Source organism: Sphingobium estronivorans (assembly GCF_008692605.1).
Classification (GTDB): Bacteria; Pseudomonadota; Alphaproteobacteria; order Sphingomonadales; family Sphingomonadaceae; genus Sphingobium; species Sphingobium estronivorans.
Genome location: NZ_LFCT01000012.1, coordinates 19743 through 44731, shown reverse-complemented (window position 1 = coordinate 44731; position 24989 = coordinate 19743). Strand labels below are relative to the sequence as shown.

The 24989-nt window shown below is 64.7% G+C and carries 23 protein-coding genes; 11 read left to right on the top strand and 12 right to left on the bottom strand.

The annotated features are described in order from the left end of the window. Window positions 1-3: 3 nt before the first annotated feature. Window positions 4-684 (bottom strand): YiaD family glycine zipper/OmpA-like lipoprotein, encoded by a 681-nt coding sequence (locus F7P65_RS10010; protein WP_150291607.1) that lies wholly within the window; start codon window positions 682-684, stop codon window positions 4-6. Window positions 685-838: 154 nt separating this feature from the next. Between F7P65_RS10010 and F7P65_RS10005 the strand changes: the two genes are divergently transcribed. The 3 genes from F7P65_RS10005 to F7P65_RS09995 all read left to right on the top strand — a co-directional run bounded on the left by F7P65_RS10005 (window position 839) and on the right by F7P65_RS09995 (window position 3430). Next, window positions 839-2155, top strand: coding sequence for a hemolysin family protein (locus F7P65_RS10005; RefSeq protein WP_150291606.1), 1317 nt, complete (start codon window positions 839-841; stop codon window positions 2153-2155). Between the two features lie 5 nt (window positions 2156-2160). Next, window positions 2161-2961 carry a kinase gene (locus F7P65_RS10000; protein ID WP_150291605.1) on the top strand — a complete coding sequence of 267 codons (801 nt, stop codon included), beginning with the start codon at window positions 2161-2163 and terminating at the stop codon, window positions 2959-2961. Between the two features lie 85 nt (window positions 2962-3046). Further along, complete coding sequence (locus tag F7P65_RS09995; protein ID WP_150291604.1) at window positions 3047-3430, top strand: hypothetical protein; 384 nt, start codon at window positions 3047-3049, stop codon at window positions 3428-3430. 166 nt (window positions 3431-3596) lie between these two features. Here the strand turns inward: F7P65_RS09995 and F7P65_RS09990 are convergent, their stop codons facing one another. From F7P65_RS09990 to F7P65_RS09975, 4 genes are read right to left on the bottom strand one after another with little or no spacing between them, the layout of a single operon-like run. Then, the gene (locus F7P65_RS09990; RefSeq protein WP_150291603.1) at window positions 3597-5111 is read right to left on the bottom strand and encodes a Ppx/GppA family phosphatase; all 1515 of its coding nucleotides are present in this window, start codon (window positions 5109-5111) and stop codon (window positions 3597-3599) included. Window positions 5112-5116: 5 nt separating this feature from the next. Then, a complete protein-coding gene (locus F7P65_RS09985) occupies window positions 5117-7255 on the bottom strand; it encodes an RNA degradosome polyphosphate kinase (RefSeq protein ID WP_150291602.1) in 2139 nt (712 codons plus the stop codon). Window positions 7256-7286: 31 nt separating this feature from the next. Then, window positions 7287-7910, bottom strand: coding sequence for a P-loop NTPase family protein (locus F7P65_RS09980; RefSeq protein ID WP_150291601.1), 624 nt, complete (start codon window positions 7908-7910; stop codon window positions 7287-7289). Continuing rightward, window positions 7907-9208 carry a heavy-metal-associated domain-containing protein gene (locus F7P65_RS09975; RefSeq protein ID WP_240334258.1) on the bottom strand — a complete coding sequence of 434 codons (1302 nt, stop codon included), beginning with the start codon at window positions 9206-9208 and terminating at the stop codon, window positions 7907-7909. Before F7P65_RS09975 ends, F7P65_RS09980 begins: the two co-directional genes overlap by 4 nt. Window positions 9209-9299: 91 nt before the next feature. On the opposite strand from F7P65_RS09975, the gene purM reads away from it, so the two are divergent. From purM to nadB, 4 genes are read left to right on the top strand one after another with little or no spacing between them, the layout of a single operon-like run. Continuing rightward, window positions 9300-10394 (top strand): phosphoribosylformylglycinamidine cyclo-ligase, encoded by a 1095-nt coding sequence (gene purM, locus F7P65_RS09970; RefSeq protein WP_150291600.1) that lies wholly within the window; start codon window positions 9300-9302, stop codon window positions 10392-10394. A 4-nt stretch (window positions 10395-10398) separates the two neighbouring features. After that, entirely contained in the window at window positions 10399-11349 is a 951-nt protein-coding gene (gene purN, locus F7P65_RS09965) for a phosphoribosylglycinamide formyltransferase (RefSeq protein WP_150291599.1), read from the top strand. 45 nt (window positions 11350-11394) lie between these two features. Next, window positions 11395-12321, top strand: coding sequence for an ABC transporter ATP-binding protein (locus F7P65_RS09960; RefSeq protein ID WP_150291598.1), 927 nt, complete (start codon window positions 11395-11397; stop codon window positions 12319-12321). A 51-nt stretch (window positions 12322-12372) separates the two neighbouring features. Next, window positions 12373-13992: an L-aspartate oxidase gene (gene nadB, locus F7P65_RS09955; RefSeq protein ID WP_150291597.1), complete on the top strand. Its 1620-nt coding sequence runs from the start codon at window positions 12373-12375 to the stop codon at window positions 13990-13992. Window positions 13993-14063: 71 nt separating this feature from the next. Here the strand turns inward: nadB and F7P65_RS09950 are convergent, their stop codons facing one another. Then, complete coding sequence (locus tag F7P65_RS09950) at window positions 14064-14909, bottom strand: alpha/beta fold hydrolase (protein WP_150291596.1); 846 nt, start codon at window positions 14907-14909, stop codon at window positions 14064-14066. 157 nt (window positions 14910-15066) lie between these two features. Here F7P65_RS09950 and F7P65_RS09945 point away from each other — a divergent pair, with 157 nt between their 5' ends. After that, complete coding sequence (locus F7P65_RS09945; RefSeq protein WP_205452016.1) at window positions 15067-16212, top strand: serine hydrolase; 1146 nt, start codon at window positions 15067-15069, stop codon at window positions 16210-16212. Window positions 16213-16324: 112 nt separating this feature from the next. Here the strand turns inward: F7P65_RS09945 and metH are convergent, their stop codons facing one another. The 4 genes from metH to F7P65_RS09925 form a co-directional block, all read right to left on the bottom strand. After that, window positions 16325-18925: a methionine synthase gene (metH, locus tag F7P65_RS09940; protein WP_150291594.1), complete on the bottom strand. Its 2601-nt coding sequence runs from the start codon at window positions 18923-18925 to the stop codon at window positions 16325-16327. A gap of 99 nt (window positions 18926-19024) precedes the next feature. Then, window positions 19025-20071, bottom strand: coding sequence for a homocysteine S-methyltransferase family protein (locus tag F7P65_RS09935; RefSeq protein WP_150291593.1), 1047 nt, complete (start codon window positions 20069-20071; stop codon window positions 19025-19027). After that, the gene (gene metF / locus F7P65_RS09930) at window positions 20068-21000 is read right to left on the bottom strand and encodes a methylenetetrahydrofolate reductase (protein WP_150291592.1); all 933 of its coding nucleotides are present in this window, start codon (window positions 20998-21000) and stop codon (window positions 20068-20070) included. Before metF ends, F7P65_RS09935 begins: the two co-directional genes overlap by 4 nt. After that, a complete protein-coding gene (locus F7P65_RS09925; protein WP_150291591.1) occupies window positions 20997-21968 on the bottom strand; it encodes an ArsR/SmtB family transcription factor in 972 nt (323 codons plus the stop codon). The genes metF and F7P65_RS09925 overlap by 4 nt, the downstream gene beginning before the upstream one ends. 214 nt (window positions 21969-22182) lie before the next feature. On the opposite strand from F7P65_RS09925, the gene F7P65_RS09920 reads away from it, so the two are divergent. Next, window positions 22183-22410, top strand: a complete 228-nt coding sequence (locus F7P65_RS09920; RefSeq protein WP_150291590.1) for a circumsporozoite protein — start codon at window positions 22183-22185, stop codon at window positions 22408-22410. Window positions 22411-22542: 132 nt separating this feature from the next. On the opposite strand, the gene F7P65_RS09915 is transcribed toward F7P65_RS09920, so the two are convergent. Then, window positions 22543-22959 (bottom strand): glycine zipper 2TM domain-containing protein, encoded by a 417-nt coding sequence (locus F7P65_RS09915; RefSeq protein ID WP_150291589.1) that lies wholly within the window; start codon window positions 22957-22959, stop codon window positions 22543-22545. Between the two features lie 227 nt (window positions 22960-23186). On the opposite strand from F7P65_RS09915, the gene F7P65_RS09910 reads away from it, so the two are divergent. Continuing rightward, complete coding sequence (locus tag F7P65_RS09910) at window positions 23187-24170, top strand: esterase-like activity of phytase family protein (protein WP_150291588.1); 984 nt, start codon at window positions 23187-23189, stop codon at window positions 24168-24170. A 90-nt stretch (window positions 24171-24260) separates the two neighbouring features. Here F7P65_RS09910 and rpmB read toward each other — a convergent pair whose 3' ends face one another. Beyond that, window positions 24261-24554: a 50S ribosomal protein L28 gene (gene rpmB, locus F7P65_RS09905; protein WP_150291587.1), complete on the bottom strand. Its 294-nt coding sequence runs from the start codon at window positions 24552-24554 to the stop codon at window positions 24261-24263. 205 nt (window positions 24555-24759) lie between these two features. On the opposite strand from rpmB, the gene F7P65_RS09900 reads away from it, so the two are divergent. Further along, window positions 24760-24981: a hypothetical protein gene (locus F7P65_RS09900; protein ID WP_150291586.1), complete on the top strand. Its 222-nt coding sequence runs from the start codon at window positions 24760-24762 to the stop codon at window positions 24979-24981. Window positions 24982-24989 lie beyond the last annotated feature (8 nt).

Below are 24989 nucleotides of genomic sequence, written 5' to 3'. Positions count from 1 at the left end.
GGGTCAGCTGCGAACGTCGGCTTCCGTCACCGGCGCGATCTTGATTTCGACCCGGCGGTTGGACGCCTTGCCTTCCGCCGTGGCGTTGGAGGCAATCGGCTGGGTTTCACCGAAGCCGCGCGTGGCGATACGCGCCGACTGGACGCCGTGGGTCGTCAGATAATCGCCCACCGCCCGGGCACGCCGTTCGGAAAGCGCCTGGTTATAGGCATCCGTGCCGTCGCTGTCGGTATGGCCATATACGTCGATATAGGTTTTGGGATATTGCGCCAGCACCGATGAGACATCGTTCAGCGTCGGCTGAAATTGCGTCTGCACGGCGGAACTGTCGGTGGCGAAGGTGATGCCCGACGGCATGCGCAGCACCAGATTGTCGCCGTCGCGGATCACGTCCACGCCGCTGCCCGCGGTTTCTTCCCGCAATTTCCGTTCCTGCGCGTCCATATAGGCGCCGATGCCCGCGCCCGCGACCGCTCCGATGCCCGCGCCCAATATCTTTTCGGTGCGATCATGCCGCCCGCCGACAAGATCGCCGAGCAGATAACCGCCCAGCGCGCCGCCAATACCACCGATGGCGGCCTTCGAAATGGTGCGGTTACCGGTATTGGGGTCAGTCGTGCAGGCCGTGGTAGCCAGCATGGCGGCCAGACCCGCCGCGCCGATGATGCGATGAAAATTCCGCATGAATTTCAGTTCCCTTTTTCTCGTGCACCCGAACGGGACGGATGCACCCCTAATGGTCGAGACGCGCAATTTGTTCCACCAGCGAACTGAACCGGGGCTGATGGAACGGTTGTGAAATTGTAAGAATCAAGGTTATAGATGGCCGCTGACCACCATGGCCAATATCCCCCCGCACGCTCCCACGCCCTTTCCCTGGGTCGACCTCGTCATCATCCTGGCGCTTGTCGCGCTGAATGGCGTCTTCGCCATGTCGGAGCTGGCGATCGTCTCCGCCCGCAAGCCGCGCCTCCAGGCGATGGAGAAAGCGGGACGGCGCGGTGCGCGCTCTGCGCTGGCGGCAGCGAGCGATCCGGGCAAGTTCCTTTCTACCGTGCAGATCGGCATCACCCTGATCGGCATCGTCGCGGGCGCCTATTCGGGGGCCAGTCTGGGCGGGCCGACCGGCGAGCGGCTGGCGATGCTGGGCCTGTCGCCCAGCGTCGCGCAACATGCCGGCTTTGCGCTGGTGATCGGGCTTACCACCTATGCTTCGCTGATTGTCGGTGAGCTGGTGCCCAAACAGTTCGCCCTGCGCGCACCAGAACCGATTGCCGTGCTGGTGGCGGGACCGATGCTGTGGCTGGCGAAGGTGACCGCGCCCATTGTCTGGGTCTTGGACGGGTCGAGCGCGCTGATCTTCCGCCTGATGGGCCTGACCCGCGAATCCGAGAGTCAGGTGACGGCGGAGGAACTGCACCTGATCGTGGCCGAGGCGAGCAGGTCCGGCGTGATCGAGGAAAGCGAGCGCGCGATCATTTCGGGCGTTGTCCGTCTGGCCGACCGCCCGGTACGCGAAGTCATGACCCAGCGGATGGACGTCGACTGGATCGACATCCATGCCGATGAGGAAGCGATCCGCGCCAAGCTGCTCGATACGCCGCACACCCGGCTGCCGGTGGGCCGGGGGACGGTGGAGGACATTATCGGCGTCGTGCAGGCGCGCGACATCATGACCGCGCTGTTCCGCGGCGAAGGGCTCGATCTGGAAGTGCTGATGCGCAAGGTCGAGGTCGTGCCCGATCAGGTCGACGCGATGGACGCGCTGGAAGTGCTGCGCCGTGCCGAGGTGCCGATGGTCATGGTCCATGACGAATATGGCCATTTCGAAGGCATTGCGACGCCCGCCGACCTGCTGTCCGCCATTGCCGGTCATTTCGTGTCGGACCTCGACAGCGAGGACGAACCGGATCTGGTCGAGCGGGAGGATGGCAGCCTGCTGGTGTCGGGCCAGATGCCGGTCGACCTGCTGGCGGAGCGCATCGGCATCGACCTGCCCGAGGATCGCGATTATGCGACCGTGGCGGGCCACGCCCTCTGGCTGATGAAGCGCTTGCCCGAAGTGGGCGACTATATCGAGGATCAGGGCTGGCGGTTCGAGATTGTCGATATGGACGGCCGCAAGATCGACAAGCTGCTGGTCGCGGCGCGCTGACCGTCATGGCCGGCGCGGCGCTGGATGCGGTCGAAGGGCTGGTCAGGCAGGCGCTGGCAGGATGCGACGGGCTGTTGGCGATCGGGCTGTGCGGGGCGCAGGGCAGCGGCAAATCGACGCTGGCGGCCGGGCTGCGGCAACGGCTGGCGCGCGACGGGGTGCCGGTGGCGATCCTGTCCCTCGACGATCTCTATCTGACGCGGGCGGAGCGGGAGGCGCTGGGCCGCTCGATCCATCCGCTGCTGCGCACGCGCGGGGTGCCGGGGACGCATGACGTGGCGCTGGGGCTGCGGGTGATCGACGCGCTGGAACGGGGCGAGGCGGCCTTATTGCCCCGCTTCGACAAGGCGGCGGACGACCGCCTGCCCGAGAATTGGTGGGATCGGGCGGCGGCGGGGACGCGGCTGCTGTTGCTGGAGGGCTGGTGCGTCGGGGCACGGCCGCAGGCGGAGGCGGCGCTGATGCAGCCGGTCAATGCGCTGGAACGGGAGGAGGATGCGCAAGGCGTCTGGCGCGCTTTCGTCAATCGGGCGCTGGCCGGGGACTATCAGGCGCTGTTCGGGCGGCTCGACCGGCTGGCGATGCTGGCGGCACCGGGCTTCGAGCTTGTCGGGCGCTGGCGGACGCAGCAGGAACGGGAACTGCGCCGCCATGCGGGAGGCGGCATGTCGGATGCCGAAGTGGCGCGCTTCATCCAGCATTATGAACGGCTGACCCGCCACATGCTGGATGAAATGCCGGGCCGGGCGGATCTGGTGATCGCGCTGGACGAAGAGCGGCGGGTGTTAGGCGTTCGGAGCAAATAGGGCGTCTTTCGACCTTTTCTGGACGTTGGCGGCGGATCAACAGCTTCCCAATAGCGGCCATGCTGAAATCTGATAAAATGGCGGCATGCTGCGTCCACCATTCGCTACCACAGCTATCTCATTTGGTCTTGCGGCATGCGGAACCCCACAAGCCGTTACGCAAACTGAAATTAAAGAATACATGGGATTAGAAATCTGTCGCACCGCAGAGGTGCACGATCTGACTACTCCCGAAGAGCGCAATACGACGCCCGGATTTTCTTATCATATCAAATTGCAGTTCGATCCGGAGTGCGCTGATCAGTTCAAGCGCCAACTACAGCGCATTTCACCAGTCGAGTGCGCTATGGAACGTGTGCAGGTGACAGGCTGCTGGATACAAGACGCCAAACCACAAAGCGGAAAGCATACCTCGGTCGCGGTCCACCCCCTTGGGGCAACCTCTTTCGATGTCCGCTTTTCTTCTTAGGAAGAATGAAGCTGACAGTCCCCAATCCACCCCTTTTCGTCATCCCAGCGAAGGCTGGGATCTCGGGAGATAGCGCGCGACATGGCCTGAGACCCCAGCCTGCGCTGGGGTGACGATGGGGGGTCTTGGCGTGACGGAGGGTCGGGCGTCAGCCATCCACCCATCCTCACCAGGCGAGCCGGTACTTCACACCCATGGCCTGCGCCAGTTGCCGCTGCCGTCGCTCGACCGCTTCGCCGAACAGATCGACGTCCGCCCCGCGCAACCGCAGTTCGAGGACATCGCCCTCCATCTCCAGCCGCGACGCCAGCAGCGGCCCTTCGACACCGCCCGACAGTCGCTGCCCCAGGCGGATCGCCAGCCCCCAGAGCATCGCCCGCTTCAGCGCCTCGGGCGGGGCCAGCCGCTCTATGCCCGCCGGCGTCGACACCCCGCCGCCGAAATTGCTGTGCAGCGCCTGCGCCAGCATCGCCCGTTCGGCAGCCGTGATGCCCACCCAATTGCTGTGGAGCGCGATCTCGACGCCGCGTTCGGACCGGAAATCGGGATTGGCCCGCCATCCCACATCGGCCAGCAGGCAGGCCGCGCGGCGAATCCGCCGCCAGGCGCCGCCATCCTCCAGGAACAGGGGTGCGATCCAGCGTTCGATCATATCGCCATGGCCGGAGAAGCGCGCCTGCGCCTCCCCCTCCGCCTCGGCGGCGACCAGCAGCGGGTCGTGCCGCTGGATGTCGGGCGGCAAATCCCCGAACAACAGCCCCTCGCGCAGGCCATAGGCCGACACCACCAGACCGCTGGACTTCAACTGCCGCACGATGACGGACAGCAGCGCGGCGGCATCGGGCAAGGTCGGCACGCGCGATCCGGTGATCTGGGGAATGTCCTTGAAACGCGCCTTGTCGACATGGGAAATCACGCGCGTCAGTTGCTCGGCCCGCCGCGCGGGCATTTCATATTGATGCACCACCGGCAGCGGAAAATGGGTCAGTTCCATGTCGAACCGCGCCAGCGCGCGCCAGGACCCGCCGACCATGTAGAAGGGCAGGTCCGGCTGTGCCCGCCAACCGGCCTTGTCCAGCATCTTCCTGACCTGCCGCTCCAGCATGCCCGGCCCTTTGGCGCGGATCTGCGGCAGGCGCAGCACCCCCAGCGGCAGGGAAATCGTCTCATGCACCGCGCCATCGCGCACGCGGGCCAGTTCCAGGCTGCCACCGCCCAGATCGCCGACAATGCCGTCCGCGCCCGGAATGCCCGACAGCACGCCATGGCCCGCCGCCATCGCCTCCTGCCCGCCGGACAGCAGCTTGACGGTCAGCCCCATGGCGGCGGCGCGTTCGATGAACTCCGCGCCATTATCGGCGTCGCGCACGGCGGCGGTGGCGACGCAGCGCACCTCCTCCACCTCCATTTCACGGCAGAGATGGGCGAAACGTCCGGCGGCGCGCAGGCCGCGCTCCATCGCGTCCGGTTCGATCCGGCCGGTCTTTCCCAGCGCGGCGCCCAGCCCCGCCATCACCTTTTCATTGAAGAGGATGAAGGGAATGCGGCGCGGCCCGTCATAGACGACCAGACGCACGCTGTTGGAGCCGATGTCGATGATCGCCGTCCGCGCCCGCGCATGTTCTGGCGAGGTCGCCATCGTTTCCGCGATGGCCCGAACCTGGCTGAGCATGGAATTCATGAGGCTCAGACCCGTCCGCGCAGGCGCAAGGTCGGGATCGCCTCGCTGTCCAGCGCCGCGCCCCGGCCCGACAGCGAGGGGTTTGTCATGAAATAGCGGTGCAGGTTGAACGGCCGGTCGGTCGCCTCCACCCGGTGATAGTGGCCGTTGGCGTCCAAATTCCAGCTTTGTTCGGTGTCGATGAGGTTGGCGACCATGACCTGATCCAATATCTGATCGTGGACGGTCGGATTCTCGACCGGAGCCAGAAACTCCACGCGCCGGTCGAAATTGCGCGGCATCCAGTCGGCCGAGCTGATATAGACCTTCGCGCCGTTGTTGGGCAGCGCCTTGCCATTGCCGAACACGGTGATGCGGCTGTGCTCCAGAAAACGGCCGACGACCGATTTCACCCGGATATTTTCCGACATGCCGGGCACGCCCGGCCGCAGGCAGCATATGCCGCGCACGATGAGGTCGATCTGCACGCCGGCATTGCTGGCGGCATACAGTTTTTCCATGATCGCCGGATCGACCAGCGAGTTCATCTTCGCCCAGATCGTGCCTGGCCGCCCGGCGCGGACATGCTCAATCTCCATGTCGATCAGTTCGCACAGCCTGTTGCGCAGGTCGCGCGGGCTCATCACCAGCTTTTCCAGCCGCTGCGGCTCGACATAGCCGGTGATGTAGTTGAACAGCGCCGCCGCGTCCCGGCCATAGGAGGGGTCGGCGGTGAAGAAGCTCAAATCGGTATAGATACGCGCGGTGATAGGGTGATAATTGCCCGTGCCGAAATGGCAGTAGGTGCGGAACGCCCCCCCTTCCCGCCGGACGACCATCGACACCTTGGCGTGGGTCTTCCAATCGATGAAGCCATAGACCACCTGCACGCCCGCGCGTTCCAGCGCGTCGGCCCACATCAGATTCTGCTCCTCGTCGAAGCGGGCCTTGAGTTCGACCACGGCGGTCACCGACTTGCCTGCCTCCGCCGCGTCGATCAGCGCGCGGATGATCGCGGACTGCTTGCCCGCGCGGTAGAGCGTCTGCTTGATCGCCACCACATCGGGGTCGGACGCCGCCTGCTTCAGGAAGGACACCACCACGTCGAAGGCTTCATAGGGATGGTGGACGACAATATCCTTCGCCCGGATCGCCGCGAAACAGTCGCCGCCATATTCACGGATGCGCTCGGGGAAGCGGGGCGCGTAAGGCTCGAACTTCAGGTCGGGCCGATCTTCCTCCACAATCCCGCTGAGGTCGCCGATGCCGACAAAACCCTCGACCTCCGCGATGATCGCCTCATGGCCCTGGAGCATGTCTTGCAACATCTCCTCGACCGGCTCGGGAATGCGCTCCTCTATCTCCATGCGGATCACGCGGCCGCGGCGGCGACGCTTGATGGCGCTGCGGAAATAGCGGACCAGATCCTCCGCCTCTTCCTCGATTTCGATATCGCTGTCGCGGATGATGCGGAACACGCCGCTGTTGCGCACCCGGTATCCGGGGAAGAGATCGGCGGAAAAGCGCCGGATCACCGCCTCCAGCGCCATATAGCGCGCAATGTCCCCCGGCATCCGCACGAAACGCGCCAGCGACGACGGCAGCATCACCAGTTCGCGAATCGACTCCTTGTCCGACAGCCGCTCCAGGTCGAAGACGATCGACAGCCCCTGATTGGGAATGAAGGGGAAGGGATGCGCCGGGTCCAGCGCCTGCGGCGTCAGGATCGGAAAGATCTGACCGAGGAAATGCTCGCGCAGCCAATTTTCCTGCGACGCCTCCAGCGCGCTCGACGGGCCGATCACCTCGATCCCGACCTTCGCCAGTTCGCTGTGCAGCGCCCCCCAGACCTTTTGCTGCGCGCCCATCAGCCGCGCCGTTTCCTCGGTAATGGCGGCCAGCTGCTGCACCGGGGTCAGCCCATCGGCCGAACGCAGGTCGACATCCTGCAACTGCTGCCCCTTCAGGCCCGCCACCCGCACGGAAAAAAATTCGTCCAGATTGGCGCCCGAAATGGACAGGAAGCGCAGCCGTTCGAGCAGCGGATGGGCGCGATTCATCGCCTCCTCCAACACGCGCTGGTTGAACGTCAGCCAGGACAACTCCCGGTTGAAATAGCGGTCGCTGGGCAGGGTCAGGCTGGAGGAAGGGTCAGCTTCGGCCACGTCTCTCTCACAGGTCAGACTGAATGGTCAGTCAGGGGACTATAGGCAAAAATCCTGCGCCTTGCAGGGCCTCTTTCGCCATAGCGACAGAAATCTTACGTCCGGATGACAGGGCGGCCTCATCCAGCAACCGCGTCACCGCCGCGATCGTCGCATAGCTGCGCTCGATCCGGCGCAGCAGCCAGTCGGGCAGGTCGGCGGCATAATTCGCCCCTGCGCAAGCGAGCGACCGTTCGATCAGCGCCTGGGCCAGTGCTTCATCCGGCTGCTCCAGCGCGACATGCGGCGCGGCGGCCAGGCGGGACCGCAGGTCGGGCAAGGCGATCGGCCACCGCTCGGGCGCGTCGCGACCGATCAACAGCAACGGCCGCCGCGCCGTTTGGGCTTCATTCCAGGCGTTGAACAGCATCTGTTCGTCCCGGTCCTGCGCATCGTCGATCACTGCCCCGCCGCTCATCGCGACGAAATGGCGGCCCAGCGTCGAACGCCCGGACAGAGGCGGCCCGCTGAGCACGCTGATCGCCAGCGGCCAGTGCTGCCAATTTTCCAGATGGCGGACGGCGATGCGGTTGGCGTCGCTGACCAGGAATGCGTCACCCGTCCCCTGGGCGCCTGCACCGGTTGGCCGCTCGAACGGCAGGCTGATCTGTCTCATTGCGCCGGGGCGGCCCCCGGCGCGGCAGCCTGCCGCCTGATACGCAGCGTATTGCCCGACACGGCCACGCCATAGCCCCGCGACTGGAGCGCCGCCTTCAGCGCGTCGATCGTGCCGTCGAAGCTCACCTGCATGACGGAGGTGCCGCCCAGCGCCAGGCTGCTGGTCGCTGCCGAACGCACGCCGGGGATGGAGCGCAACGCCGCCTCGCCCTGCGTCACCGAACCAACATCGGGGGTGTCGAACTGGATCGCGAAGCTGCCGGTCGTCGCGACAGGCGTGGGCGCAGTCAGTTCCTCGACCGGCTGCTCCGTCGCATTTTCGATATCCAGCACATCGGGATTGACCGGCTCCTCGATGACGAGCGAGGGATCCGGCCGCAGGCGGCCATCGTTCAGCGCCTGGGTATAGAGCTGGTCGATCCGCTGCGCCGCCTGATCCATCATCTGCGGAATCGCGCTCTCATTGGAGGCGCGGAGCGAGAAGCTGCCGATCAGGCTGTCATCCGGGCCGTAGCGAGCCGTGAAGGTGCCGGTGACGGGACCCCCGGGATATTGGCGGTCGAGCCGGGCGATGGGAATCACCACGTCCGCCGCGCCATATTGGTCGAGCAGCACCCGCCACCACAACCGCCCGCGCCGCCCGGCCTGTCCGGCATTCAGCAGGATCGGATCGGCAATCGAACCGGCCACGCGGACATAATCGATGGCGCTGTCGCCGGTCCGGAACCGCGCCCACGCCTTCTGCCATTCGTTGATGCGCTCATAGGAAACCGCCGAGCCGCCATCCCACATCACCGGGATCACCAGCAAGGGCGGCGAATGGACGATATTGCTGCCGGTCACGCCCAGCAATTGCCCGGTGCGCGCGCGGTCGAACATGACGCCCAGCGTCGCGACGTAGCGCGTGGGGCCGACCTGCTCATATTCGATCTCGATGCCGGAAACCATGCCCTCCAGCTGCGAATCGGACAGGCCCGGCGCACCGGCGCCGCCATGGGTCCGCGCCCACAGCATCTGCCACGCCCTGCGCTGCGCCAGCCGCCACCCCGCCTGACGCGCGCTGGCCGCATCCTTGGCGAAAATGTCGACCTTGACGTGACTCACCTGAAAATCGCCGCCGCTGGCGATGGGCGGCACGCCGCGTTCCCCCTCCATCTGCGCGAACAGCGCGGCGGCGGCGAGACCGAGCGCGATCGCGCCCAGAATCTGGAGCGGTCGCGCCAGCACTCGAAAATGCGCGCGAATCAGGTTCAGAGGCCGAAAGGAAAGGCCGCGAAGGACAATAGGCAGGCTCACGCGCGTCCTTTTGGCGGGATTTGGCCCCTCTGCCAAGCGGCAACCCATTTCCCGTTCCGTTTTCCTTCCTATTGTTCTAGGGCGCTGGGCCATGAGCGACACCGAATCCTACAGCTACGCCAAGGCTGGCGTCGATATCGCCGCCGGCAATGCGCTGGTCCGCGCCATCGCCCCACTTGCCAAGGCCACCCGCCGTCCCGGCGCCAATGCCGAACTGGGCGGCTTTGGCGGCTTCTTCGACCTGAAGGCCGCTGGCTATGACGACCCGCTGCTGGTCGCGGCCAATGACGGCGTCGGCACCAAGCTGAAGCTGGCCATCGACCACAATGCCCATGACGGCGTGGGCATCGACCTCGTCGCCATGTGTGCCAACGACCTGATCGTGCAGGGCGCCGAGCCGCTGTTCTTCCTTGACTATTATGCCACCGGCAAGCTGGAGAGCGGCGTTGCCGAGCGCGTGATCGCGGGCATCGCCGAAGGCTGCAAGCAGGCCGGTTGCGCGCTGATCGGCGGCGAAACCGCCGAAATGCCGGGCATGTATGCGGCGGGCGACTATGACCTTGCTGGCTTCTGCGTCGGCGCGGTGGAACGCAGCCAGGCGCTGACCGGCAATAAGGTGAAGGCTGGCGACGTGCTGCTCGGCCTCGCCTCCTCCGGCGTCCATTCCAACGGTTTCTCGCTGGTGCGCCGACTCGCCGCCGACAAGGGCTGGAAACTCGACCGACCGGCGATCTTCGACAATGAAGTGCTGCTGATCGACGCGCTGATGGCGCCGACGCGCATCTATGTGAAGTCGCTGCTGCCGCTGGTTCGTGACGGCAAGATCAACGCGCTCGCCCATATCACTGGCGGTGGCTTGCTGGAGAATATCCCGCGCGTGCTGCCTGAAGGCACCCATGCAGTGGTCGACGCCGATGGCTGGGAACAGCCGCGCCTGATGGCGTTCCTCCAGGCGCAGGGTCATATCGAGCCGGAGGAAATGGCCCGCACCTTCAACTGCGGCGTCGGCATGGTGCTGGCGGTGGACGCGGATGTCGCGGACGCCGTGACCGCTGAACTGGAAGCGGCCGGCGAAACCGTGGTCCGCGTGGGGCTGGTCGAAGCGGGCGAGAAGGGCTGCACGGTCAAGGGCTCCCAGGAAACATGGAGCGCCAAGGCCGACTGGACCGCCACCCATCTGGGGTAATCCAATGCCAAAAGCCAAGGTCGGCGTTTTGATTTCCGGGCGCGGCTCGAACATGGCGGCGTTGCTCTATGCCGCCAAGCATCCGTCCTGCCCCTATGAGATCGTGCTGGTCGCCGCCAACGATCCCGAAGCGGCGGGCCTGACGCTGGCCGCCGCCGAGGGCGTGCCGATCTTCGGCCAGAGCCACAAGGGCATGAAGCGCGCCGAGTTCGACCAGATCATCGACGCGGAACTGCGCAAGGCAGGCGCGCACTATGTCGCGCTGGCCGGTTATATGCGCCTGCTCTCGCCGGAATTCGTGAGCGGCTGGGAAGGCCGAATGCTCAACATCCATCCCAGCCTGCTGCCCAAATATAAGGGCCTCGACACCCATCAGAAGGCGCTCGACGCGGGTGACAGCCATGCGGGCTGCTCGGTCCATATCGTCACCGCCGAACTGGATGACGGTCCGGTGCTGGGTCAGACCGAGGTCGCGATCCTGCCCGGCGACACCGCCGACAGCCTGGCCGCGCGCATCCTGATGGCGGAACATCAGCTCTATTCCCGCACTCTCGCGGATTTCGTCACCCGCGAGCGCCAGCCCGAATGGCTGCTCAACAAGGTCCGCGAACGCGCCCTCGCCCTGCCGCAGGCCGATGAGGTGACATCGCACGGCATGCCCTGCTTCGGCATCGAGAAGGGCAAGAAATTCGCCTATTTCACGCAGGATCATCATGGCGACGGCATCATCGCCATCCTTGTGAAAACCACCGCGCCCGAAGAACAGGCGATGCTGATCGAGAGCGACCCGGCCCGCTATTATCGCCCCGCCTATTTCGGCGATGGCTGGGTCGGCATCCGGCTCGACCTGGGCGACACCGACTGGGACCAGATCAACGACCGGCTGCACCGTAGCTGGCGCGAGGTCGCGCCGCGCAAATTGCTCGGATTGATGGACATAGCCGACGAATTTTAACCGCGCCCTTTCCTTTCCCGTGGCCCAACCCCATTACAGGCAGCCATGACCGACACTTCCCAAGCCGCGATCGAGATCACCAACCTCACCAAGGTCTATAAGGGCGGCAAGCGCGCGCTCGACAATATCAACCTCACCATTCCGCGCGGCCAGATTTACGGCCTGCTCGGCCCCAATGGCGCGGGCAAGTCGACCACGATCAACATCCTCGCGGGCCTGGTGAACAAGACCAGCGGCACGGCGAAAATCTGGGGCTTCGACATCGACCAGAACCCCCGCAACGCCAAGAACAGCATCGGCATCGTGCCGCAGGAGATCGTCTTCGATCCCTTCTTCACGCCGTTCGAGACGCTGGAGAATCAGGCGGGCTATTATGGCGTGCCGAAGGAACGCCGCCGCTCGATGGAATTGCTGCGCGCGGTGCATCTGGAGGACAAGGCCGATGCCTATGCCCGGACCCTGTCGGGCGGCATGAAGCGCCGCCTGCTGGTGGCGAAGGCCATGGTGCACTCGCCGCCGATCCTGGTGCTGGACGAGCCGACCGCCGGGGTCGACGTGCAGCTTCGCCAGCAATTGTGGGCCTATGTCCGCGAACTCAACCGCCAGGGCGTGACCATCGTGCTGACGACGCACTATCTCGAAGAAGCCGAGGAACTGTGCGACCGCATCGGCATCATCAACCATGGCCGGGTGATCACCGACAAGCCCACCCGCGAACTCATCGCCATGGCACAGGAAAAGGTGGTGCAGGTGACGGTCGACCGCGACATCGTCACGCCGCCCGCCGACCCCAGCTTCGAGAAGATCGAACTGTCGGACGAGCGCACGCTGACCATCACCTATATGAAGAACCGCGCCAATGCCGGGCAGGTGTTGAGCGCGGTGCAAGCGAGCGGGCTGTCCATCGTCGACGTGGTGACTCGCGACCCGGACCTGGAGGATGTGTTCCTCAACCTGACAGCCGCCGCCTAGCCATGCTCTCCGCCCGGAGATAGGGTCAAAGCCCGAAAAGAAGAGATGTGAATGTCCACCATCACCCATGACGTCGTCATCATCGGCTCCGGCGCGGCGGGGCTGACAGCCGCCATCAACCTCGCGCAGGATCGCAAGGTCGTGGTGCTCGCCAAGGGCGCGCTCGACGGCGGTTCCACCAACTGGGCGCAGGGTGGCATTGCCGCCGTACTCGACGCCGGTGACAGTTTCGAGGCGCATGTCGAGGATACGATGGTTGCGGGCGCGGGCCTCAACAATCGGGAGACGGTGGAGTTCGTCGTCTCCGAAGCACCCGCCGCGATCGAGCGGCTGGCGGCCCTGGGCGTCCCCTTCAATCCCAATGAAGCGGGCGGGGGCGAGGAATTCGGCGAGCGCTGGCACCTGACGCGCGAGGGTGGCCACAGCCACCGCCGCATCGTCCATGTCGACGACGCCACCGGCCATGCGGTGCAGGTCGCGCTGCTGAAGGCGGCGCGGGCCAATCCGAACATCACCCTGCTGGAGGATATGGTCGCCATCGACCTGATCACCGGCCGCCATGGCGAGAAATATTCGGGCGAAGGCCATGTCTGGGGCGTCTACGCCTTCAACAAGCAGACCAAGCATGTCGACGCGATCCTGGGCCGCGCGACGATCCTCTGCACCGGCGGCGCAGGCCGTACCTATCTGTTCTCGACCGCGCCGCGCGGCGCGACCGGCGACGGCATCGCCATGGCCTGGCGCGCGGGCTGCCGCGTCTCCAACATGGAGATGAACCAGTTCCACCCGACCTGCCTCTACAATCTGGAGGTCAAGAACTTCCTCATCACCGAAGCCGTGCGCGGCGAAGGCGGCCATCTGAAGCTGCCCCCCGGCGTTCCCGGCGGCGGCGAGCGCTTCATGCCCCGATTCGATCCGCGCGGCGAACTCGCGCCGCGCGACATCGTCGCCCGCGCCATCGACCATGAGATCAAGCGGCTCGGGCTCGACTATGTCCATCTCGACATCAGCCACAAGCCGCCTGAATTCGTGCGCCAGCACTTCCCGACCATCTACGCCCGGCTGCTGGACCTGGACATCGACATCACCAAGGAGCCGATTCCGGTCGTCCCGGCGCAGCATTACACCTGCGGCGGCGTGGTCATCGACCTCGACGGACGGACCGATCTGCCCGGCCTCTATGCGGCGGGCGAAGTCACTGAAAGCGGGCTACACGGCGCCAATCGCCTGGCCTCCAATTCGCTGCTGGAATGCTTCGTCTTCGGCGAGGCGGCGGCGAAGCATATCCGCGCCCATTGGGATGATCTGCCCGCGCCCCCGGCGGTTCGCCCATGGGACGAAAGCCGCGTCACCAATTCGGACGAAGAGGTCATCGTCCAGCATAACTGGAAGGAAATCCGCCGCTTCATGTGGGACTATGTGGGCATCGTCCGCACCACCAAGCGGCTGGAGCGCGCCCAGCACCGCATCGACCTGCTGGCGAAGGAAGTGGACGAATATTACGGCCATTTCCGCGTGACCCCGGACCTCATCGAACTGCGCAACCTGCTGGAGGTCGCGCGCCTCGTGGTCCGATCCGCGCTGCATCGCAAGGAAAGCCGGGGGCTGCACTACACGCTCGACTATCCCGACATGCTGCCGGAGGCCGTCGACACGGTGCTGGCGCCCTGACGGTGTGCCGCCTTCTCCGAGGCAGCAGATGATTCCATCTGCTGCGACAACGCGCCGCGCCGGAACCGGCGTCAAATGGCTTTCAGAAAATCGCCAAGCGCCGCGTTGAAGCGCGCCGGCTGGTCATCCATGACCATATGCCCGCTCGGGCCGATGGGCAGCAGCTTCACGCCCCGCTTGCCTGCATAGGCGGCGCGGAAGGTGCGGCTGATCGCCTGAGCCTGCGCGGGGTCGGCGCCTACGGCATAGACCACCTCCATCGGCGCGGTCAGGCGCGGCAATTGCGGGCCCAGATCGACATTGGCGAGGTCCCGCAACGCATTGGCGATGACATCGGGATCGCTGCCCTGCGCGCCCGGCATCCGGGCGAGCATGCCCGCCAGATAGCTGCGTCCCGCCTTGGTCCCGGTGAAATAATCGCCCAGCTGATCGGCCAGAAAGCCCATGCCGCTCGCCGTGCCGCCGACCATCGCCGCCCCTTCGGGCAGCATGTCCACCACCATCAACCGACCCGCCAGCCCCTTGAACCCCAGCATCATCGCCAGTGTCCCGCCCATGCTGTGGCCGACAATCGCCGGACGAACCAGCCCCGCCGCGCCGATATAGCGGGCGATCTCATCCGCGACCGGCTGCACCACCGGCCCGTTGGCATTGGCGTCCGCCGCCAACCCGGCAAAGCCCCGCACGTGCACCAGATGCCAGCGATAGCCGGGAATCGCGCCGATCACGCCGTCCCACAGCTTGGGCCCGCTCGCCAGACCGGCGATCAACACGACGTCGCGCCCCGCACCCCGTGCGCTGACCGCGATGCGGCGGGAGGCAAAGGGCGCCGCCCAGACTGCCGGCGCCAAGGCGCCGCTCGCCAGCAAGGCCGCCGCGCCCTGCATCATCCTGCGTCGGTTCATCCTGTTCGTCATGGCCGCCCTCTTGCAGCGCCCTGCCTGAACCGCAACTGAGTTAAACTATCCGCCGTTCAGCCTCCTTACATCCCATTTGTGGAATCGTTCGTCGCATGATTCTTGTCACCCATCGTCCAACTGAACCCTAATGACCGCGGAGAGTGCGGGGATTTTGATGAAGATTTCGAATGGGGGGCGCAATTGGCGTCCGAATGGCGGCTCGGCTCGTCTTATCGTGTTGATGGCGGCGCTTTCGGCCTGCGTCAGCGCGCCGCAGCAACCCTATGCGCGCGCGACCCAGCCGCCCAGGCCAACCACGGCGACCTATCCGATCAAGCCGGTCGCCAATCCGCCCAAATCCTTCCAGGCGCTGAATGTCGATCAGCGCGAAACGCCACCGCCCGCGCTGGTCGCCGTGGTCCGCAATCTGGGCCAGAGCTTCCATGGCAAGGTCGGCATCGCCGTCCGCCGGGTGGGCAGCGACTGGACCGTCGCCTGGAACGGCAACAGCCTGTTCCCGCAGCAGAGCGTGTCGAAGCTCTGGGTATCGATGACCTTCCTTGACGCGGTCGACCGGGGCAAGATCCGCCTCAGCGACAGCACCACGATCACGAGGAAGGACCTGACCCTTTTCCATCAGCCGAGCGCCGCGATGGTCGGCGCCAATGGCTGGACCACCACCTATTCCGACCTGATGCGCCGCGCCATGACGCAGAGCGACAATACCGCCAACGACACGCTGCTGCGCGCGGTGGGCGGGCCGGAAGCGGTCCGCGGCTATCTGGCGCGGCGCTTCATCAAGGACATCCGCTTCGGTCCGGGCGAACGCCTGTTGCAATCGGCGACGGCGGGTCTCGACTGGCGGCAGGATTATTCCATCGGCCGCAACTTCTACGCCGCCCGCGCCAAGCTGCCCCTGTCGGTACGGGAAAAGGCGCTCGACAATTATCTCGCCAGCCCGCCGGACGGCGCGGCGCCCTCCTCCATCGTGGAGGCGCTGGCCAAGCTCAAGCAGAACGACATGCTGTCGCCCGCGTCGAGCCAGCTCCTGATGTCGATCATGAGCGAAGCCAAGACCGGGCCGCAGCGGATCAAGGGTGGCGTCCCGGCGGGTTGGCACTATCTGCACAAGACCGGCACGGGCCAGGAACTGGGCGCGCGGTCGACCGGCTTCAACGATATCGGCATCATGACCGCGCCCGATGGCACCAGCTATGCGGTCGCGGTGATGATCGGCAGCACGACCGAGTCGATCCCGACACGGTGGCAATTGATGCAGGCCGTGGCGAAGGCGGTCGCGGCGAACCACGAAGCGCGGTAACCAAAAGGGGCAGGTAGTCCTGCGAAGGCAGGAAGCCGGTTCTGCCCTTTGAATATCGCAAGACCGCCGGAACTGGGCTCCTGACTTCGCAGGAGCCCATCATTCCTCGATCTCAATCCAGATTCGGCCGCAACCAGCGCTCCGCCGTATCCAGATCGACCCCGCGCCGCTGCGCATAATCCTCCAGCTGATCGCGCCCGACCCGCGCCACGCCGAAATATTCGGCCTGCGGGTGCCCGAAATAAAAGCCGCTGACCGCCGCCGTCGGCAGCATCGCGAAGCTCTCCGTCAGCGTGATCCCGGTCGCATGATGCGCGTCGAGCATATCGAACAGCAAGGGCTTCAGACTGTGCTCCGGACAGGCCGGATAGCCGGGCGCCGGGCGGATGCCGCGATATTGCTCCTTGATCAGCGCCTCGTTGGTCAGTTGCTCACCCTCGGCATAGCCCCAGAGCGCGGTGCGGACATAATGATGCAGCCGCTCGGCAAAGGCTTCGGCCAGACGATCCGCCAGCGCTTTCAGAAGAATGTCCGAATAGTCGTCGATGGCATTCTTGAAGCGGGCCAGATGCGGTTCGATGCCATGGATCGACACGGCGAAGCCACCCATCCAGTCGCCATCATGGCTGATGAAATCGGCCAGGCACATATTCGCCCGCCCCTCGCGCTTGGCGATCTGCTGGCGCAGCATCGGCAGCGTGAAATGCTTCTCATCCTCGACGTGGACGATGATGTCATCGCCCTCGCGACGGCAGGGCCACAGGCCGCACACGCCCCGCGCGGTCAGCCATTTCTCATTGATGATGCGATCCAGCATCGCCTGCGCATCGTTGAACAGGCTGGTCGCGCTCTCGCCGACGACCTCATCCTCGAGGATCGCGGGATAATTGCCCGCCAGCTCCCAGGCGCGGAAGAAGGGCGTCCAGTCGATATAGTGGCGCAGGTCCTTCAGATCCCAGTCCGGGAAGCGATGGACGCCGGGCAGGCGCGGCTTGCCGGGTTTCAGACTCTCGTCGATCTCGAACGCATTGTCGCGCGCCTGCTCGATGGTGAGAAGCTGGCTCTGCCCCTTGCCCTCGCGCGTGGTGCGGACATGGGCGTAATCGTCCTTGGTTTTCTGGACGAAATCGCTCTTCTGCGTCTCCGACACCAGCGCCGTCGCCACGCCCACCGCCCGGCTGGCGTCCAGCACATGCACGACCGGTCCGGTATAGGCCGGATCGATCCGCAGCGCCGTATGCACCTTGGACGTCGTCGCGCCGCCGATCAGCAGCGGCATGGTCATGCCGGCGCGCTGCATTTCCACCGCCACCGTCACCATCTCGTCCAGCGAAGGCGTGATGAGGCCGGAAAGGCCGATCATGTCGGCGTCATGATCGTTCGCGGCCTTGATGATGTCCTGCCAGGGCACCATCACGCCCATGTCGACCACTTCGAAGCCGTTGCACTGGAGCACGACGCCGACGATGTTCTTGCCAATGTCATGGACGTCGCCCTTGACCGTCGCCATGATGATCTTGCCCTTGCCCTTGGCGCCGGGCTCTTTCGAAGCCTCGATGAAGGGCAGCAGATGCGCGACTGCCTTCTTCATGACGCGGGCGGATTTGACGACCTGCGGCAGGAACATCTTGCCCGCGCCGAACAGGTCGCCCACGACATTCATGCCGTCCATCAGCGGCCCTTCGATCACCTCGATCGGCCGGGCGGCGGCGAGGCGGGCTTCCTCCGTATCCTCGACCACATACATGTCGATGCCCTTGACCAACGCATGTTCCAGCCGCTTGGCGACCGGCCAGCCGCGCCATTCCTGCGCCGCCTTTTCCGCCGCCGCCTCCTTGCCCTTGAAGCTATCCGCCAGCGCGACCAGCCGCTCTCCCGCGTCGGGATCGCTGTTCAGCAGCACATCCTCGCACGCCTGGCGCAGCGCGGGATCGATGGCGTCATAGACGTCCAACTGGCCCGCATTGACGATCGCCATGTCCAGCCCCGCCGGAATGGCGTGGTAGAGGAAGACCGAGTGCATCGCCCGCCGCACCGGTTCATTGCCACGGAAGGAGAAGGAGAAGTTCGACAGCCCGCCCGAAATATGGACATGCGGGCAGCGCTTCTTGATCTCGCGGCACGCCTCGATGAAGTCGACGCCGTAATTATTATGCTCCTCGATCCCCGTCGCCACGGCGAAGATATTGGGGTCGAAGATGATATCCTCCGGCGGAAAGCCGATGGTCATCAGCAGCTTGTAGGCGCGCTCGCAAATCTCGACCTTGCGATCCCTGGTGTCGGCCTGCCCGGTTTCGTCGAACGCCATGACGACCACCGCCGCGCCATAGGCCATGCAAAGCCGCGCATGATGCAGAAAGGCTTCCTCGCCCTCCTTCATGCTGATCGAGTTGACCACGGGCTTGCCCGAAACGCATTTCAGCCCGGCCTCGATCACTTCCCATTTGGAAGAGTCGATCATCACCGGAACGCGGGAAATATCCGGCTCCGATGTCATGAGCTTGAGGAAGGTCGTCATCGCCTCGACCGCGTCGAGCAGGCCTTCGTCCATGTTGACGTCGACGATCTGCGCGCCATTCTCCACCTGATCGCGGGCGATGTCGATGGCCGCGGCATAGTCGCCCGCCATGATCAGCTTCTTGAACTTGGCCGAACCGGTGACGTTGGTGCGCTCACCGATATTGACGAAGGTGGCGGTGGATTGCGTGGTCATCTTATATACTCGTCACCCCAGCGAAAGCCCGGGTCTCCTGTTTTGAAGCGCGCCTCGGAAGGCACGAGATCCCAGCCGTGCTGGGATGACGTTACTATGTTAGGCCGCGATATGCATCGGCTCGAGGCCCGCGAGCCGCGTCACCACCGGCAGTTCCGGCACCTGACGCGGCTTGTGCCCCGCCAGCGCCTTTGCCACCGCGCCGATATGCGCAGGCGTGGTGCCGCAACAGCCGCCGACCATATTGACCAGGCCCTCGTCTACCCACTGGCGGATCAGGCTCGCGGTCGTCTCCGGCAACTCATCATATTGTCCCAACTCATTGGGCAAGCCCGCATTGGGATAGGCCAGGATCAGCGTATCGGCATTCTTGGCGAGTTCGCTCAGATAAGGCCGCAGCAAATCGGCGCCAAAGGCGCAGTTCACCCCGATGGTCAGCGGCTTCAAATGGCGCAGCGAATACCAGAAGGCATTGATCGTATGCCCCGACAGGTTGCGCCCGGACATATCGGTGATGGTGAAGCTCAGCATCAGCGGCACAGGCCGCCCCGCCGCCGCCTCGGCCTCACGCGCCGCCATGCCCGCCGCCTTGGCGTTGAGCGTGTCGAAGCAGGTCTCGACCAGCAGGAAGTCGACCCCGCCCTCGATCAGCGCGTCGCACTGTTCCCGATAGTCGGCCTTCAGCGTATCATAATCGACCTCGCGGAACGCCGGGTCGTTGACATCGGGCGAAATCGACAAGGTCTTGTTCGTCGGCCCGATCGAGCCCGCCACGAAACGCGGCCGCCCATCCTTCGCCGTCGCCTTCTCGCAGGCCGCGCGCGCCAGCTTTGCGGCGGCGATGTTGATCTCCCGCACCAGATGCTCGCAGCCATAGTCCGCCATGGCGATCTTGGTGGAGGAGAAGGTGTTCGTCTCGATCATGTCCGCGCCGGCGTCGAGATAGGCGGTATGGATGCCCTCGACGATATCCGGCCGGGTCAGGCAAAGCAGGTCGTTATTGCCCTTCTGATCCTTCGCCAGATCGAGATTGCCGCGATAATCCGCCTCGTTCAGCCCATGCTTCTGGATCGACGTGCCGTAGCCGCCGTCGAAAATCATGATCTTCTCCGCCGCAACAGCGCGGAAACGTTCCTCGGCGCTCATGCCGTCTTCTCCAATTGGGGCCTGCACCCAAGCAGGTGGCAGATCGCATAGCTCAGTTCCGCCCGGTTGAGCGTATAGAAATGGAAGTCGCGCACCCCGCCCGCATAGAGCTTGCGGCACAGTTCCGCCGCCAGCGTCGCGGACACGAGTTGCCGTGCGGCGGGCAGGTCGTCCAGCCCCTCGAACAGCTTGCCCATCCAGCTGGGCACATCCGTGTTGCACATGGCCGACATGCGCTGGACCGCCGCGAAATTGCTGACCGGCATGATGCCCGGAATGATGTCCGCATCGATCCCCGCCGCCGCCACCGTATCGCGGAAACGGAAAAACCTATCCGGCTCGAAGAAGAATTGGGTGATCGCTCGGCTGGCGCCGGCGTCCAGCTTGCGCTTGAGATTGTCGATGTCGCTCTGCGCGCTCGCCGCATCGGGATGCGTCTCGGGATAGGCCGCCACCGAAATCTCGAACGGATGGCGCTTGCGCAAGCCCTCGACCAGTTCCGCCGCGCCCTTGTAGCCGTCGGGATGCGGTTCGAACTTCGCGCCCATTTCCGGCGGATCGCCGCGCAGCGCCACGATATGCCGCACGCCCGCTTCCCAATAGGCGTCGACCACCTCGTCAATCTCGGCCTTGCTCGCCGCCACGCAGGTCAGGTGCGCCGCCGCCGACAGCGGCGTTTCCTTCGCGATCCGCGCCACCGTATTGTGCGTCCGCTCCCGCGTCGAACCGCCCGCTCCATAGGTCACCGACACGAATTTGGGGCCAAGCGGCGTCAGCGTCTGAATCGCGGACCAGAGCTGCTCCTCCATCTTCTCCGTCTTGGGCGGGAAAAATTCGAAGCTGACGTTCAGGTCGCCCGCCAGATCGGCGTAGAGCGGCGCATCCAGCGCCCGCCGGGCCTCTTCGACGGAGGGGAAGGAAAGGGTCATGCGGAAAGTCGTCCTTCAATGGGCAAGACACGGACGCCCCGACGGCGCCCCAGCCATAATTGTACCGTCAGTTCCTGACCGGGCAGCACCTCCACCCGCTCCAGTTCCAGGCCCGCATCCGCGAACCAGTTTTCGATCTGCTCGTCGGAAAAGCCCAGCCGCGCATGTTGGTCACGCAATCTGAGTTCTTCCCGTTCATGCGCCGCGAAATCCGCGATCAGCACCCGGCCTCCGGATGCCGTGACCCGCGCCGCCTCGGCAATCACCGCCTCGGGCGCCTGCGCATAGTGCAATACCTGATGCAGCACCACCGTGTCGACGCTACCCGGTTCCAGCGGCAGCGCGGCGAAATCGCCGAGCACCAGCGCATATTTGTCGCCCGCATCATGCGGCAGCTTGGCGCGGGCCAGGCGCAACATATCGGGACTGCGATCCAGCGCCGTCACCTGATCCGCGACGGGCCCGAACAATTCGATCATCCGCCCCGTGCCGGTGCCGATGTCCAGCAGATGCCCGATCGGTTCCGCCGCCAGCAGCGCCGTCATCGCGCTTTCCACATCGCCCTCCGGCACATGGAGCGACCGGATCGCGTCCCACAGTTCGGCATGTTCGGCAAAATAACTTTCCGCCGCCTGCGCCCGATCCGCGCGCACCGCCGCCAGCCGGGCAAGGTCGGCCTTCTGCCACAGATCCTCGCTCTCGGACGGCGCAAGCTGATCGAAAAGCACCCAGAAAGGCGCGATTTCCGTCCTTTTACCCAGCCGCAGGAAAACCCAATTGCCTTCCTTGCGCCGCTCGACCAGACCGGCTTCGGCAAGGATGCGGACATGGCGCGACACGCGCGGCTGGCTCTGCCCGACGACCTGCGCGATCTCACCCACGGCCAGTTCCATGGCGCGCAGCAGATAGATGATGCGCAGCCGCGTCGGGTCGCCCAATGCCCGGAAAATGTCGAGTGCCACGCTCATGAAAGGATCATATAAAGAAATCTTTATATGCGTCAATGGTCGTCCGGTTCGGGCGCTTACGGGCCCTTCGGTCCCCGAATCACGGGCTTAACGTATGATTGGGATTGCCATGAGTCGCCCAAAGCATTACGAATCGCGGCGCAGACGCAATGGGGGGTGAACTTTTCTCCGAGAGTGGTCTGCACGTTTTTTATTCTCAGAGAGGGGTTAGCCCATGTCCAAGTCGATTGCTCTTTCGCTCGTTCTCGCCGCCTCGCTCGGCCTTGCCGCTTGCTCGGGTCATGCCGACAACGCCGCCAATGCCGCTGCGAACGCTGCCGACAACGCTTCGAATGCTGCCGACAACGCCATGAACGCCGCGATGAACGCTGCCAGCAACGCCAGCAACGCTGCTTCGAACGCGACCAACGCCGCGTCGAACGCCGCCGCGAACGCGATGTAATTCCCGCCTCAAGGGAATGTTTGGAAGGGGCCGCGCCGGCAACGGCGCGGCCCTTTTCCTATGCACGCGACAAAAAGAAAGGGCCGCCCCGATGGAGCGGCCCTCGTCTTGCCACCCGGCAAAGCCGTTGGATCAGCAATCCCGGTCGATCGCGCGGCCGGCCAGCGCACCCACGCCCGCCCCGATGATGGCGCCCGTGGTGCCATCGCCCCGACGACCGTAGCGCCCACTGCCCTTGCCGACTTCATTACCCAGCAGGCCGCCGGCGATTGCACCGATGATGGTGCCGCCCGTGCCATTGTCCCGGCAGCGATAGCCGCCGCGATACCCCCGATAGCCGCGATAATTGCCATCGAGATAATAGCCGCCACCGCCCCGATAATAGCCATCGCGATAGCCGCGATAACCCCGGTCGCCGCGATAATAGTCGCCGCGCTGATAATGGCGGCCCCAACCGCCGTCGGCCATGGCCGGCGTGGTGGTGACGGCAAAGGAAGCAGCCCCCATAGCCAGCGCCGCTCCCAGATTGATCAAGAATTTGGTCTTCATGGCGTTGCTCCTCAATATGCCATTCGATCTTCGGCGCACCTTCCCGAGCGGGGACCTCGCCATCGATTGAAGCCCTTTTGCCCGATTCGCGTTGAGCCGAGCCTGAATGGCGATGACAGCCATTGTTCAGCTAAGTCGCCAGCGCGCCAGTATCGCTCTTTTCGGGACAGGAAGCCAATCGTCTAAAGGGCTGCACCGCGCCCTATATTCCCCTATGAGCAGGGACGATGCGCCGAATCCTGATCGTCCTGCTGCTTGCGATTTTGCTTCTGCCGGCGCCGCACAAGAGCAAGCCCGAACTGTTCGGCCCCGGCCCGTTGTTGGTGAGGGCGCGCGCGCTTCCGCTCAGTTCCGCCGATCCGGGGCTTCGCCATCTGGGCCGCCTGACCTATCTGGGCGGGTGGCAGCTCAGCAGCCCCCACCATGGCTTTGGCGGCATCTCCTCCCTGCTGGCGGAACCGGACGGACAGATATTGGCGCTCAGCGATTCCGGAACGCTGATGGGCTTCCACATCGGCCCGGGCAAACCAGCCCGCCATGCCTTCATCGCGCCGCTGCCCATTCGCCCGAAGGACCGGGAGAAGCCCTGGTGGGCCTGGGATTCGGAGAGCCTGACTCATGATCCGGCAACGGATCGCTATTGGGTCGGCTTCGAACTGCAACAGAAAATCTGCCGCTATGCACCCGGTTTTGCACGGGTCGAGGCTTGCCGGGTCTGGCCGGAGATTGAGGCATGGCCCGAAACCGGCTCGATCGAATCGCTCGCCCGCCTGCCCGACGGGCGTTTTCTGACGATTGCGGAAATGGGCATGACCGCCGACGGCAGCCACGACACGCTGCTCTTCTCCGACGATCCGACGGAAAGCGGCACGCCCGCCCCGATCCACCTGCGTTATGTGCCGCCGCGCGGCTATCGTCCGACCGATGCGGTGGCACTGGACGACCGGCGCCTGCTGGTCCTGAACCGACGCCTGACGGTGCAGCAACTGTTCACAGCGACGCTGGCGATCGTCGAACTGCCGGAAAGGCCGCACCCCGACGACCGGCTGAAGGCGCAAATGCTCATCCGGCTCGCGCCGCCGTTATTGGCCGATAATTTCGAAGGCCTGACCCTCAGCCGGGAAGGCGGGCGCCGGATCGTCTGGATCGCATCCGACGACAATCACGAATTTTTCCAGCGCAGCCTGCTCCTGAAATTCGCGCTCGATTAGAGCTTAGGCAAGCCACGCCGCCATTCGTGACAGGCACGCAAAAAAGCGGCCCGTCACCGGACCGCTCCCGTGCGAACGAATCGAAAGCAATCAGGCTGCGACGGCAGCCTTCTTCTTCACGATATCGCGCTTCAGGCGGCGAGCCTTCAGCGACAGCTTTTCGTCGTTGGTCTTCAGCAGCCAGTTGTCCAGGCCGCCATTATGCTCGACCGAACGCAGACCATGGGTCGACACGCGCAGCTTCACGGTCGTTTCCAGCGCTTCGGAGATCAGCGACACGTTCTGCAAGTTGGGCAGGAACACACGCTTGGTCTTGTTATTGGCGTGGGAAACATTGTGACCCACCTGGCGGCCCTTGCCGGTCAGCTCGCAAATGCGCGACATAGTCAATCAACCTTGTAATTCGGGTTCGTTCGGAAAGCGGCGCCGATAACGGGATTCCCGGCGCACGTCAACCCGCACAGAGCCTTTCGGGGCCGCAACCCTTTCCGACTCATGCGCGTTGAGGTCCCCATAGAGCATTTTCAAGCTGGCTGGAAACAGCCCGTTTCAAAATGCGTGCAATGACGACGCCGCACAGGAGATGGAAATGCGATTCATTGGTGGCCTGCTGCTGATCGTGCTGCTGGTGCTGGCCGGTGCCATCGCCACCGGCTTCATCGACCTTCAGAAAACCCAGGAAGGGCGCTTGCCGGAAGTCGCGGTCAAGGGCGGCCAGCTCCCCAAATATGAAGCCAATGTGGCCAAGGTCGAGGTCGGCAAACGCAAGGAAACGGTGGAGGTGCCCACGGTGGACGTGAAAAAGCCCTGATTCTTGTC